The sequence below is a fragment of the Pandoraea sp. LA3 genome, from assembly GCF_022696215.1.
In the GTDB taxonomy this organism is placed as follows: domain Bacteria; phylum Pseudomonadota; class Gammaproteobacteria; order Burkholderiales; family Burkholderiaceae; genus Pandoraea; species Pandoraea capi.
Window position 1 is genome coordinate 73,771 of record NZ_PTPY01000025.1, and the last position, 13,011, is coordinate 86,781.

The window sequence follows — 13,011 nt, forward strand, 5'->3', positions numbered from 1 at the left end:
CTCCCGAGGGAGCGCCTTTCTTTTGATGCCGGGTGACGTGTCGAATTACAGCGCGTGACCGTTGTTGGTCGCAACCTGTGCCGTCGGCACGTTACCTGCGGTGCGCTGCGGCGTAGCGCCGCCACCGTCCAGCAGCCACTTACGAACGCGCGTGGCGTCTGCGAAGCGCGAATACTTGCCCGTCGAGTCGAGCAGAATCATGATCACCGGGCGGCCTTCGACGTTCGCCTGCATCACGAGACATTGACCGGCTTCGTTGATGTAGCCCGTCTTCTGCAAGCCGATTTCCCAACCCGAATGACCGATCAGGTGGTTGGTGCTGACGTAATGCAATTCGCGACGACCGGTGTTGACGTCGTAGTTGCTGTCCGTTGAGAAACGACGAATCATCGGGTACTGATACGCAGCCTTGACCATCTTCACGAGGTCACGCGCGCTCGATACGTTCTGACTCGACAGGCCCGTCGGATCGTTGAAGTGCGTGTCGTTCATGCCGAGTTGCTTCGCCTTGGCGTTCATCGCGGCGAGGAATGCCGGACGGCCCCCCGGGAAGTAACGCGACAGTGCAGCCGCCGCGCGGTTTTCCGACGACATCAGCGCAATGTGCAGCATGTCTTCGCGCGACAGACGCGAACCCACCGACAGGCGCGAGCCCGTGCCCTTCTCGTAGTCGCGATCTTCGTCGGTCACTTCCATGACGTCCGTCATCGGGACACCCGCGTCGAGCGACACCATGGCCGTCATCAGCTTCGAGATCGAAGCGATCGGCAGCACCGCTTGCGAATTCTTGTCGAACAGCGATTCACCGGTGCGTTCGTCGACGACATACGCGACGGAGGAGCGCAGCGCGAGCGCATCGGGCGTCTCATGCAGGCCGAAGGCACGGCCCGTCGACAGACGCTCCGGTGCTTGCGGTGCAAAGTTGACGGTGCGATACGACGTCACGACACGGCGCTTGCCGTTTTTGTAGACGACGCGTTTGACGGCGACCTTTTTCGCTGCGGGCCCGTCGTCTTCGACGGCGGCGAGCTTGCGTGCCTTGCCGTTGACCTTCGCGCTCTTCACTTCACGAGCGGCAGGTGTGGCGGCGGCACGCTTGGCACCGGATTTGGACGTAGCGACGGCTTTCGTCGCCTTGGGATTCGCGCACGCGCGTTTCTGGGCAGCAGTCTTCGCCGTCTTCGAGCAATCGCTCGTCTTACCGGCAGCGTGAACGACTGCCGGGGCACCGGCGGCGAGCGAGATCGCCACGACGGCAGCACCCCAGAGACGGGAGCGGCACAGACGCGCAAGGGTGGTGATCGCGTACATAGATTGGGAGTAGCGTTAGGTTGGCAGGCAACGAGTTTGGGAGAAGTTTAGTAACTTCCGAAAAAATAAGCAATATGAATGACTTAGCTGAAATACTTAAACTGGCATCTGGCAGTTTTGTGCAGCGCAACGCGCCCAATTACACATTTGCCAAGTATTGCCAAATAACGCCAACCCCTTGATATTCGTCAGGTCAGGAAGTGCGCCCATTCCTGGAGGGGCGCACGCTCGGTGACAAGACCATTTTCAACGGCATTCGGGTCCGCGTAACCCAACGCCATGCCGCATACCACCATCCGGGTCTCCGGCAAACGCAGCTCGTCGGCAATGACCTGATGGAACGTGGCAAACGCCGCTTGCGGACAGGTATCCAGCCCGCGCGCCCGTGCCGCAATCATCACGCCCTGCAGGAACATGCCGTAGTCAAGCCAACTGCCCTGCTCCAGATGCCGGTCGATCGTGAAAATCAACCCGACCGGCGCGTCGAAGAACGTGAAGTTGCGCGCATGCTGACCATGCATCCTCGCCTTGTCCGCGCGGCCGATGCCCAGCAAGCCGTACAGATCCCACCCCACTTTGCGACGCCGCGCCTGATACGGCTCGGTCCACTCGCGTGGGTAGTACGCGTACTCCTCCTGATGCATCAATCGCTGTGCCGGGTCGTTGAACGCTTCCAGCAGGCGCGACGTCAACCGCTTCAGCGCATCGCCCGAAAGCGCGTACGTCTGCCATGGCTGGATGTTGCTGCCCGATGGAGCACGCGACGCAACCGACAGGATGTCCGCCACGGTCGCCTGCGGCACCGGCGTCGGCAGATAGGCACGAATCGATCGACGGCTACGGATGGCCTCGTCGACATATTCCACGCGCAACCCCGCGTTATCGTTGACAGCCGGGGGATGCGTACTTTCCCCAGCCTCCGGCGGCACGTGGATGTTCGCCGCGCCCGACGCGCCAGAAATATCGGTGGCGCTCGACGCGCGGGAGGCGTCAGCGGACTCAGCGGAGTTAGGCATGGCAGGAACGTTTGCAGAGATAGCGGAATCAGCGGTGGACGTTGTTGCCGACGTAGCGGCTGTACGCGGATCTGGGTGTTTCATAACGCTTCGTTGCTTTGTTGACCGCTGACGGTAAAGAGGGAGCGACGTGGCGCGACGCTCACGAGGTCGAGGACGCCGCCCGGCGCTCGATCACGAGCGCAACGCCCAACGCGGCCACGATCATCCCCGCCGCACTCAGCGGGGATAACGTCTCGCCGAACAACAACCACGCCATGACGGCCGTGGTCGGGGGCGTCAGATACATCAGACTGGAAACCTTGGTCGCCGCGCCGCGACGAATCAGCAGGAACAGCAGCGAGATGGCGCCGATGGAGAGCGCAAGCACCGACCACGCCAGAGCGCCGATCATCTCGGCGTTCCAGCGCACCTGCATCGTCTCCAGCGCCCATGCGGCGGGCAACGTCACCAGGAATGCGGCACCGAATTGCACCACCGTGCCCACACGCAGATCGAAGTGCGAGCAAAAGCGTTTCTGATACAGCGTACCGGCCGTAATCGCAACCAGACTGAGCACGCACAGCGCGATCACCCCCACCCCGACGCCGCGTACGCCCACCTTGTTGGCCACCACCAGGCCGACCCCGATGAAGCCGCACAGCAGCCCCAGCCATTGACGGCGTGACACAGGTTCACCGACCACGCGCGCGAAAAGCGCTGTCAGAAGGGGCTGAATGCCGACGATCAGCGCCGCCAACCCTGCGGGCGCCCCGTGTTTGATCGCCGCCCAGACGCCACCGAGATACACCGCCTGAATCAGAATGCCGGAGATCGCGAGATGCGCAATTAACGGCCAGTCGATGCGCTCGGCGCGAACTGTCGGCACCCCGCGGACATTCCCCTCCAGCCCATGCCGCATCGGCCACGGCGTGCGCGTCAACCACATGATCGGCAACATCACCACCAGCGTGCATCCGTAGCGCCAGGCAAGGAACGTCAGCGGTTCGGCATTGGGCATGCCGTACTTGGCCACGATGAATCCCGTGCTCCAGATCAGCACGAACCACCACGGCATGGTCGCCGTCCAGATGGCCATTCGCCCGCTCCTCGTCGATTCAACAGCGGCGGGATGGGATGCAGGGGACGGGTTCATTCGAGGTTCACTCATGCGTACATCCCGCCTGACGACGCGCGATCTTCGCCACGGCTGCTCCGGTTGATCCGGGCGAACTGGCTGGCAAGCCGGATCGTTGCAAAGTGCGCCGCCACGGTCTGCCCGATGTCGCGTCCGTAGCCTCCTGCCATCGCTATCGCGACCGGCAAGCCGCGCTCTGCGCACGCCGTCAGCACCCGATGGTCGCGTGCGAGCAGGCCGTCGTGCGTGAGCGCGAGGCGTCCGAGACGGTCATTTTCCAGCGGATCGGCGCCGGCAAGATAGATCGCGAGTGTCGGCGTGAATTGCGCAAATAGGTCCGTGAGCGCGTGGCCGAGCGCGACGAGGTATTCGTCGTCGCCGCAGCCATCGGGCAACGCCACGTCGAGATCGCCGGTCGCCTTGTGAAAAGGGTAGTTGTGCTCGCCGTGCAGCGACAGCGTAAAGACACTCGGATCGTGCTCGAAGATGGCAGCGGTGCCGTTGCCCTGATGCACATCGAGGTCGATGATCGCCACGCGTGTGCCCGGTCCGAGTTCCGCTTGCATCGCGCGGGCCGCCACGGCGGCATCGTTGAAGACACAGAAGCCCTCACCTCGGTCAGCGTAGGCATGATGCGTGCCGCCGGCAAGGTTGGCCGCCACACCGTCGATCAGGGCCGCGCGGCACGCAGCGACCGTTGCGCCAGCCGAGCGACGCGACCGTTCGACCATCTGCAGCGACCAGGGAAACCCGATACTGCGCTGCTCTTTCGGATCCAGCTCACCTGCACCTACGCGTGCGACGTACTCAGCCGAATGGACACGACCGAGCATCGTATCGTCAGCAGGCAACGCTTCGGCGAGCTCGACCTGGGGTAATTCACGCGCAACGCGCTCGCGCAAGCGCGCGTACTTTTCCATGGGGAACCGGTGACCCGGCGGCAATGGCAGGACGAAATGATCGCTGTAGAACGCTTGCATCGATGCAGGTGGCCGACGGTGATGGCGCGCGAAAAGCGTTGAACGACAGCGGCACTGGCGAACGGCAATCGCGAAGCCTTCCTCTAAACGAGGGTCGGTAACATGCGCGTAGCCGTCCTGCCAGTGCCGGAACTCATCGATATTACCATCGCCCGACAATGGAGGCAGGGCGCCAGAATGGTGCAAATTGATGCGGCGAATTCGGTGCGAAGCCGCATCTACTAACGATTTGCCACGGATGGTCGATTCGCCGCAACGCGGTGTCACATCGGCGCCACAGGATCCCAAGCTTTTGATTTCTTAAGTCTTTATTGAATTTGTGCGCCGCACAAAAATAGCTTGACAGCCACAAAAATATCTCTACACTTGCAATTGTGCGATGCACAAAAGAAATCGCACCGAATTTGAGAAGGCCCCAACCGTGGTTTCACCGCCATAAGGTGAGAACCAACGAGCGAACACGGAGTGGGTCCATATGCTGTGTATGACACCATAGGAGAACGCCATGTCGTTTCTGACCCCCGAGCAACTCGCTGCTGCCCACAAAGCCAATCTGGAAACCCTCTTCGGCCTGACCAACAAAGCCTTCGAAGGCGTTGAGAAGCTGGTCGAGCTGAACCTGCAAGCCGTGAAGGCATCGCTGGCCGAGACCGCCTCGACCGCACAGAAGGCTTTCGCAGTGAAGGACGCCCAGGAGCTGCTCGCCCTGCAAGCCAACCTGGTTCAGCCGGCTGCCGAGAAGGCACTTGCTTACGGCCGTCACCTGTATGAAATCGCTTCGTCGACGCAAGCCGAAGTGACCAAGGTCGCCGAAGCCCAACTGGCGGAAGGCTCGCACAACGTGCAAGCCCTGTTCGACAACCTGGCCAAGAACGCTCCGGCCGGTTCGGAGTCGGCAGTTGCGCTGGCCAAGTCGGCACTGTCCGCCGCCAACAGCGCGTTCGACAGCGTGCAGAAGGCAACCAAGCAAGCCGTTGAAATCGCCGAAACGAACTTCGCTGCTGCAACCAGCGTCGCCTCGAAGGCTGCGGCTCAGGCTTCGCGTGCTGCCACTGCCAAGAAGTAATCGATAGCGCCCCTGCATTGAGGAGGGACGCCCTGCGCAAGTCACCATCGTTGTAGCGGTGGCTCGAGCGGAAGGCACACCCAGTTGTCTCCTCGGTACCGCAGGTACCTTTCGGACCCGGCCTTGCGCCGGGTTTTCTTTTGGGTGTGCGCTGCGATCGCCATGTCGTCGAATGACCGAACCGCCCTGCCCGCCCCTGCACACTCATCGCACAATAAAAAACCGTCACCCCGGATTGGGATGACGGTTTTTTCACGCTGCCATCGGCAGTCCTCCCGCGCTTGCGAGGAGAACTATGTGGCATGGACGCGTTTCACTGTCACCGTCCCGCAATCGTCCGTCACTGCATGAGCGGGCGATGCGTTCTGGCATTCACGCCAAATTACTTCTTGCGCGGCGGCGGAACGTCGGTGCAGACACCTTCATAGATCTCGGCGGCCATACCGACCGACTCAGCCAACGTCGGGTGCGGGTGAATCGTCTTGCCGATATCGACCGCATCTGCGCCCATCTCGACTGCCAGGCACAGTTCGCCGATCAGATCGCCCGCATGCGTGCCGACGATGGCGCCACCCACGATGCGATGCGTCTCTTCGTCGAACAGCACCTTGGTGAAGCCCTCGTCACGACCGTTGGCAATGGCGCGGCCCGACGCTGCCCACGGGAACACGGCCTTGCCATACTTCACGCCTTCGGCCTTCAACTGGTCTTCGGTCTTGCCGGCCCAAGCCACTTCCGGATCGGTGTATGCCACCGACGGGATCTGGATCGCGTCGAAGTAGGCCTTCTCACCTGCGGCCGCCTCAGCGGCAACGTGCGCTTCGTGCACGGCCTTGTGCGCCAGCATCGGCTGACCGACGATATCGCCGATCGCGAAGATGTTCGACACGTTGGTACGCATCTGCTTGTCCACCGAGATGAACCCGCGATCGCCGACCACCACACCTGCCTTCTCCGCACTGATCTTCTTACCGTTCGGGCTACGGCCCACGGCAACCAGCACGAGATCGTAGCGCTGCGGTTCGGCCGGCGCCGCTTCACCTTCGAACTTCACGTAGATACCATCGGCCTTCGCCTCGGCACCCACGGTCTTGGTCTTGAGCATGACGCGACCAAAGCGCTTCGCGTTCATCTTCTCCCAGACCTTGACCAGATCGCGGTCGGCACCTTGCATCAGACCGTCGAGCATTTCCACGACGTCGATCTCGGAGCCCAATGCGCTATAGACCGTCGCCATTTCCAGACCGATGATGCCACCACCGATGACGAGCATCTTCTTCGGCAATTGACGCAATTCCAACGCGCCAGTCGAATCGACGATGCGCGGATCTTCCGGCAGGAACGGCAGCTTCACGGCTTGCGAACCCGCGGCGATGATCGCCTGAGCGAATTTCACCACGCGCTTGGCCCCGTCCTTGTCGACCACTTCGACGTGGTTGGCATCGAGGAATGCACCGACACCATGGACGACCTCGACCTTGCGCATCTTGGCCATTCCGGCCAGACCACCGGTCAGCTTGCCGACAACGCTTTCCTTGTAAGCACGTAGTTTGTCGAGATCGACTTCCGGCTTCGCGAACGAGATGCCGTGATGGCCGAGCGACTGCGCTTCTTCAAGCACTGCCGCCGTGTGCAGCAACGCCTTCGACGGAATACAGCCGACGTTCAGACACACGCCGCCGAGCGTTGCGTAACGCTCGACCAGTACCGTCTTTCGGCCCAGGTCAGCACTGCGGAACGCAGCGGAGTAACCGCCGGGGCCTGCGCCCAGCACAAGCACTTCACACTCGATATCGGCGCCGCCGGTATGCTGTGCGGCGACCGGTGCCGGGGCACTCGCTGCAGCGGGGGCGGCTGCCGGCGCAGCCGGAGCAGGCGCGGCGGCCGGTGCGGCTGCAGGAGCCGCCGGCTTGGCCGCTGCTGCGTCTTCGGCTTCGACGATGGCAATCAGCGTGCCTTCGCTGGCCTTGTCGCCCACCTTGATCTTGACTTCCTTGACCGTGCCCGCCACTTCGGACGGCACTTCCATGGAAGCCTTGTCGGATTCCAGCGTAATGAGCGACGCATCCTTGGCGATCTTGTCGCCGGGCTTGATCATCACTTCGATGACATCCACGCCCTCTGCGCCGATATCCGGCACCTTGACTTCAATGAGACTCATGCGGGGTCTCCCTGTCGCATTTATGACTTGATGGTGGTATCGATCGGAAACGCATGCACCTGAAACGGGCCAGCCGAACTCTTATCGAATTCTGCGCCCGCCTTGACGCCCGCCTCGGCGATGGCACGTGCGCTCAGATCCTGGTCGTAGAGGGCATACATGGCGCCGAGCGCGAAATTACGCCCCGACCCGATGCCCCAGAACCGATCGAAAACAAACACTTCCCGGTAGGAATAGACCCCGTAGATCCCGGTCGGATTCGCGATCACGCTGGTGATCTGCGACGACTCGTACGGGTCGTCTTCCTCTTCCTTCGTGTTGAGGAAATACTCTTCCTTGAGCTTCTGGTGGACGCGGCAGAACGTGCGAAAGACTTCGTCGCGGGAATGCAGACGACATTCGTCCGCCATGCCGGAGAGAATGGCGCGCATGACCGGAAAATGCGCTGTCGTGCCGGCCAGACCGACATACGAATCGCCCACAAGAAAGACCTTGCGGTTCTCTTCGTACGATTGCGAAAGCCGCGTATCGCCGAACGTGACGAGCGAATCGGCGGCAATGGCGATCTCACCTGCCTTCTTGACGACTACCACGGTGGTCATGTTGCCCTCCCCGTCCAGAATCCTGAAGCGTGCGCGAGGGCCGCTGGCGCATTGATACGCTACCGGCGGCCCGTGCCCATTACAGCATCGCGCGACGGAAGTCCGCCAACAGTTGGCCCAGGTAGGCGTTGAAGCGAGCGGCTTCCGCGCCATCGATCACACGGTGATCGTAGGACAGCGACAGCGGCAACGTCAGTTGCGGCAGGAACTGTTGCTTGCCTTCGTCCCACACCGGCTTCTGGTATGAACGCGACAGACCCAGAATCGCCACTTCCGGCGCATTGATGATCGGCGTGAACGTCGTACCACCGATACCGCCGAGCGACGAAATCGAGAAGCAACCACCTTGCATCTGATCCGGCTTCAGCTTGCCCTCGCGAGCGAGCTTCGCCAGTTCCGACGTTTCGCGGGCGATCTCGAAGACACCCTTCTTGTCTGCGTCGCGAACGACCGGCACCACGAGGCCATTCGGCGTATCGGCCGCGAAGCCAATGTGGAAATACTGCTTGAAGACCAGATTGTCGCCGTCGAGGCTGGCGTTGAACGTCGGGAACTTCTTCAAGGCCAGCACGCAAGCCTTGATCACGAACGCAAGCATCGTCACCTTGATGCCGGCCTTCTCGTTTTCCTTGTTCAATTGCACGCGGAACGCTTCGAGCTCGCCGATATCCGCTTCGTCGTTGTTCGTGACGTGCGGGATCATCACCCAGTTGCGATGCAGGTTCGCGCCGGAAATCTTCTTGATGCGCGAGAGCGCCTTCGGTTCGACCGGACCGTACTTCGAGAAGTCGACCTTCGGCCACGGCAGCAGATTCAGCTCGCCACCACCTGCCGGCGCAGCGCCACCAGCCGTCGGGCGATTGCCTGCGAGCGCGCTCTTGACGAAATTACGCACGTCTTCGACCACCACGCGGCCCTTGGGACCGGTGCCCTTCACTTGCGTGACATCCACACCAAGTTCGCGGGCAAACTTGCGCACGGAGGGGCTTGCGTGGCTGATAGGCTGACTACCCGAGGCGGCAGGTGCTGCAGCGACCGGCGCAGGCGCCGGCGCTGCGGCGGGTGCCGGTGCCGGTGCGGACGCTTGCGCTGTCGGCGCGGGCGCAGCAGCAGGTGCGGCTGCCTTCGCCGATGCAGCAGGTGCCGCCGCTGCGGCGCCTTCGAGCACCAGAATCAGCGAGCCTTCGGAGACCTTGTCGCCGACATTCACCTTCAGTTCCTTCACAACGCCAGCGGCCGGGCTGGGCACATCCATCGACGCCTTGTCCGACTCCAGCGTCACCAGCGATTGCTCGGCCGTCACGGTGTCGCCCACCTTGACCAGCACTTCGATCACGGGCACATCGTCGTAGCCACCGATATCCGGCACCTTCACGTCGATCTTGCTCGTGCCACCGGTCGCCTGCGGCGCCGCCGGCGCGGCAGCCGGTGCAGGCGCCGCGGCAGGTGCGGCTGGTGCTGCCGGTGCGGCTTGCGATGCAGCAGCAGGTGCAGCGGCACCATTGGTTTGCGCGCCCGAGCCGTTCGCCGTCTCGAGCGTCAGAATGACGGAACCTTCGGATACTTCATCGCCAACCTTCAGGCTAAGCGCCTTGATGACGCCGGCGGCCGGGCTCGGCACATCCATGGTGGCCTTGTCCGACTCCAGCGTGATCAGGGCCTGCTCGGCGTCGATCTTGTCGCCCGCCTTCACCAGCACTTCGATTACGGGCAAGTCCTTGAAGTCACCGATATCGGGGACTTTCACTTCGATCACTTGACTCATTTTCCACAGTCTCCTCGAGGCTGCGCTTGACATGCAGCATGCGCCCGCCTGCCGCTGGGGGGCGGCCGACAGGCGCTCGCTGCATGCAGCGGCCTTTAGACGGTCATCGGGTTGGGTTTATTCGGATCCAGGTTGTACTTGGCGATGGCTTCGGCAACCTTGCTTGCCGGCAGCGTGCCTTCGTCGGCCAGTGCCTTGAGCGCCGCAACCGTGACCCAGTTACGATCCACCTCGAAGAAGTGACGCAGCTTTTCACGCGTATCCGAGCGACCATAACCGTCGGTACCCAGGACCACATAGCGGCCACGGACGAACGGACGAATCTGATCTGCGTAGGTACGGATGTAGTCGGTCGATGCAATGACCGGACCACGCGTTTCATTGAGGCACTTCTCGACGTGCGACAGGCGCGCCGTCTCGGTCGGGTGCAGCAGGTTGTGACGCGTGACGTCATTACCTTCGCGGGCCAGTTCCGTGAAGCTCGGGCAGCTCCACAGGTCCGACTCGACGCCCCAATCGTTCTTGAGCATTTCAGCGGCGGCAATCACTTCGTTGAAGATCGTGCCCGAACCCAGCAGCTGCACGCGCGGCGCCTTGCTGTTGTCCGTACCGCGACGGAAGGCGTACATACCCTTCAGGATGTCCTGCTCCACGCCTTCCGGCATGGCCGGGTGCGCGTAGTTTTCGTTCATCACCGTCAGGTAGTAATACACGTCTTCCTGATCCTGCACCATGCGACGCAGGCCGTCTTGAACGATCACAGCGAGTTCATACGCGAACGTCGGATCGTAGGGCAGGCAATTCGGGATCGACGATGCCCACAGCAGCGAGTGGCCGTCTTCGTGCTGAAGACCTTCGCCGTTCAGCGTCGTACGACCGGCCGTGCCGCCCACGAGGAAACCACGAGCGCGCATGTCGCCAGCAGCCCACGCCAGATCGCCGATACGCTGGAAGCCGAACATCGAGTAGAAGATATAGAACGGGATCATCGTCTCGCCGTGCGTCGAGTACGACGTCGCGGCTGCGATCCAGTCGCACATACCGCCGGCTTCATTGATGCCTTCCTGCAGAATCTGACCGTTTTCAGATTCCTTGTAGAACATCAGTTGATCCTGATCCTGCGGGATGTAGCGCTGACCGACCTGGCTCCAGATACCGATCTGGCGGAACAGGCCTTCCATACCGAAGGTGCGCGACTCGTCCGGCACGATCGGCACAATGCGCTGACCCAGCGCCTTGTCCTTGAGCAGCACGTTGAGAATACGCACGAATGCCATCGTCGTCGAAATCTCACGGCCTTCGGCGGTCGCCTTGAGCAGTGCATCGAACGCGTTCAGTGCCGGCACCGGCAGCGAGGCAGCCTTGGTACGGCGCTGCGGCAGATAGCCGCCGAGTTCCATACGGCGAGCGCGCATGTACTCCAGTTCCTTCGAACCATCCTCGAACTTGAGGTACGGCACGTCGGCAATCTGATCGTCCGAAATCGGCAGCTTGAACTGGTCGCGGAACTTCTTGAGCGACTCCACCGGCATCTTTTTCTGCTGGTGGGTGATGTTCATGGCCTGACCGGCTTCACCCATGCCATAGCCCTTGATGGTCTTGGCCAGAATGACGGTCGGCTGACCCTTGTGGGTCGTCGCAGCCTGATACGCGGCGTAGATCTTGTGCGGATCGTGACCGCCACGGTTCAGCGCCCAGATGTCCTCATCCGACCAGTCGGCCACCATGGCCTTCAATGCCGGCGTATTGAAGAAATGCTCGCGAACGAAAGCGCCGTCCTTGGACTTGTACGTCTGATATTCGCCGTCCACGCATTCCATCATGCGCTTCATGAGCAAGCCCTGCTTGTCGCGGGCAAGCAGCGAATCCCAGCGGCTGCCCCAGATCACCTTGATCACGTTCCAGCCGGCACCACGGAATTCGGATTCGAGTTCCTGAATGATCTTGCCGTTACCGCGCACCGGACCGTCCAGGCGCTGCAGATTGCAGTTGATCACGAACACGAGGTTGTCGAGCTGCTCGCGACCGGCCATGCCGATAGCGCCCAGCGATTCCGGCTCATCCGTCTCACCGTCGCCGAGGAACGCCCAGACCTTGCGGCCTTCGGTCTTCACGATGGAACGCGACTCGAGGTACTTCATGAAGCGCGCCTGGTAGATCGCCATGATCGGACCCAGCCCCATCGACACCGTCGGGAATTGCCAGAAGTCCGGCATCAGCCACGGGTGCGGATACGACGACAGACCGCCGCCATCCACTTCCTGACGGAAGTTCTCGAGCTGGGTCATTTCGAGACGGCCCAGCAGGAACGCACGGCTGTACACGCCCGGCGACGAGTGACCCTGGACGAACACCAGGTCACCACCGTGCTTGTCGGACGGCGCATGCCAGAAGTGATTGAAACCGACGTCGTAAAGCGTTGCGGCCGAGGCGAACGAGGCGATGTGACCGCCGACGTTCGTATCCTTACCGGCACGCAGCACCATCGCGATCGCATTCCAGCGGGTATACGAGCGAATCGTGTGCTCGACGTCCTGATCACCCGGAATACGGGCCTGCTGGTCGACGGGGATGGTGTTGATGTAGGGGGTGTTTGCCGAGAACGGGTGATGCTCACCGTTGATACGAGCGAACTCGATCAGTTTCTCGAGCAGGTAGTGCGCGCGCTCCGGGCCTTCGGCAGCCAGCACGCCTTCGAGCGAGGCCAGCCATTCTTGCGTTTCTTGGGGATCGGCGTCCGCAGGGGATACGATCTTCAGGGCTTCTTCAGGTACGGCGGACATGGTGTCTCCTTGTCTGTCGTTAGCGGGTTGGCATTAATGGTCGTAACCCGCTTCATGGACGGGCCTACCGGCATTTTTACCGGGGCATTGTACGAAGGATATTCCCGCCTTCGCAAGCGAAATTTCAGATTACGATAGCAATTTTCATAATACGGAATTCTGCTGCGGTGCACATAAAATCAAAGGGTTGCCGGCCCCATCAGATCACGA

At 61.7% G+C, this 13,011-nt stretch carries 9 protein-coding genes; 1 reads left to right on the forward strand and 8 read right to left on the reverse strand.

Annotation, left to right across the window (positions count from 1 at the left end):
- Positions 1-45: 45 nt before the first annotated feature.
- The 4 genes from pbpG to C5N93_RS06610 all read right to left on the reverse strand — a co-directional run bounded on the left by pbpG (position 46) and on the right by C5N93_RS06610 (position 4,424).
- Positions 46-1,311: a D-alanyl-D-alanine endopeptidase gene (gene pbpG, locus C5N93_RS06595; RefSeq protein WP_242558698.1), complete on the reverse strand. Its 1,266-nt coding sequence runs from the start codon at positions 1,309-1,311 to the stop codon at positions 46-48.
- A gap of 188 nt (positions 1,312-1,499) precedes the next feature.
- Positions 1,500-2,327 (reverse strand): nitroreductase, encoded by an 828-nt coding sequence (locus C5N93_RS06600; protein ID WP_242558699.1) that lies wholly within the window; start codon positions 2,325-2,327, stop codon positions 1,500-1,502.
- Between the two features lie 142 nt (positions 2,328-2,469).
- A complete protein-coding gene (locus C5N93_RS06605; protein ID WP_242558700.1) occupies positions 2,470-3,405 on the reverse strand; it encodes a DMT family transporter in 936 nt (311 codons plus the stop codon).
- 68 nt (positions 3,406-3,473) lie between these two features.
- Positions 3,474-4,424, reverse strand: a complete 951-nt coding sequence (locus C5N93_RS06610; protein WP_242558701.1) for a histone deacetylase — start codon at positions 4,422-4,424, stop codon at positions 3,474-3,476.
- Positions 4,425-4,929: 505 nt separating this feature from the next.
- Here C5N93_RS06610 and C5N93_RS06615 point away from each other — a divergent pair.
- Positions 4,930-5,490: a phasin family protein gene (locus C5N93_RS06615; protein ID WP_069344463.1), complete on the forward strand. Its 561-nt coding sequence runs from the start codon at positions 4,930-4,932 to the stop codon at positions 5,488-5,490.
- Positions 5,491-5,872: 382 nt separating this feature from the next.
- Here C5N93_RS06615 and lpdA read toward each other — a convergent pair whose 3' ends face one another.
- From lpdA to aceE, 4 genes are all read right to left on the reverse strand, one after another.
- Positions 5,873-7,651: a dihydrolipoyl dehydrogenase gene (gene lpdA, locus C5N93_RS06620; RefSeq protein ID WP_150721597.1), complete on the reverse strand. Its 1,779-nt coding sequence runs from the start codon at positions 7,649-7,651 to the stop codon at positions 5,873-5,875.
- A 20-nt stretch (positions 7,652-7,671) separates the two neighbouring features.
- Positions 7,672-8,253, reverse strand: coding sequence for an MFS transporter (locus tag C5N93_RS06625; RefSeq protein WP_047907736.1), 582 nt, complete (start codon positions 8,251-8,253; stop codon positions 7,672-7,674).
- 79 nt (positions 8,254-8,332) lie between these two features.
- Positions 8,333-10,018 carry a dihydrolipoyllysine-residue acetyltransferase gene (gene aceF, locus C5N93_RS06630; protein ID WP_242558702.1) on the reverse strand — a complete coding sequence of 562 codons (1,686 nt, stop codon included), beginning with the start codon at positions 10,016-10,018 and terminating at the stop codon, positions 8,333-8,335.
- Between the two features lie 95 nt (positions 10,019-10,113).
- The gene (aceE, locus tag C5N93_RS06635) at positions 10,114-12,801 is read right to left on the reverse strand and encodes a pyruvate dehydrogenase (acetyl-transferring), homodimeric type (protein ID WP_150721595.1); all 2,688 of its coding nucleotides are present in this window, start codon (positions 12,799-12,801) and stop codon (positions 10,114-10,116) included.
- Positions 12,802-13,011 lie beyond the last annotated feature (210 nt).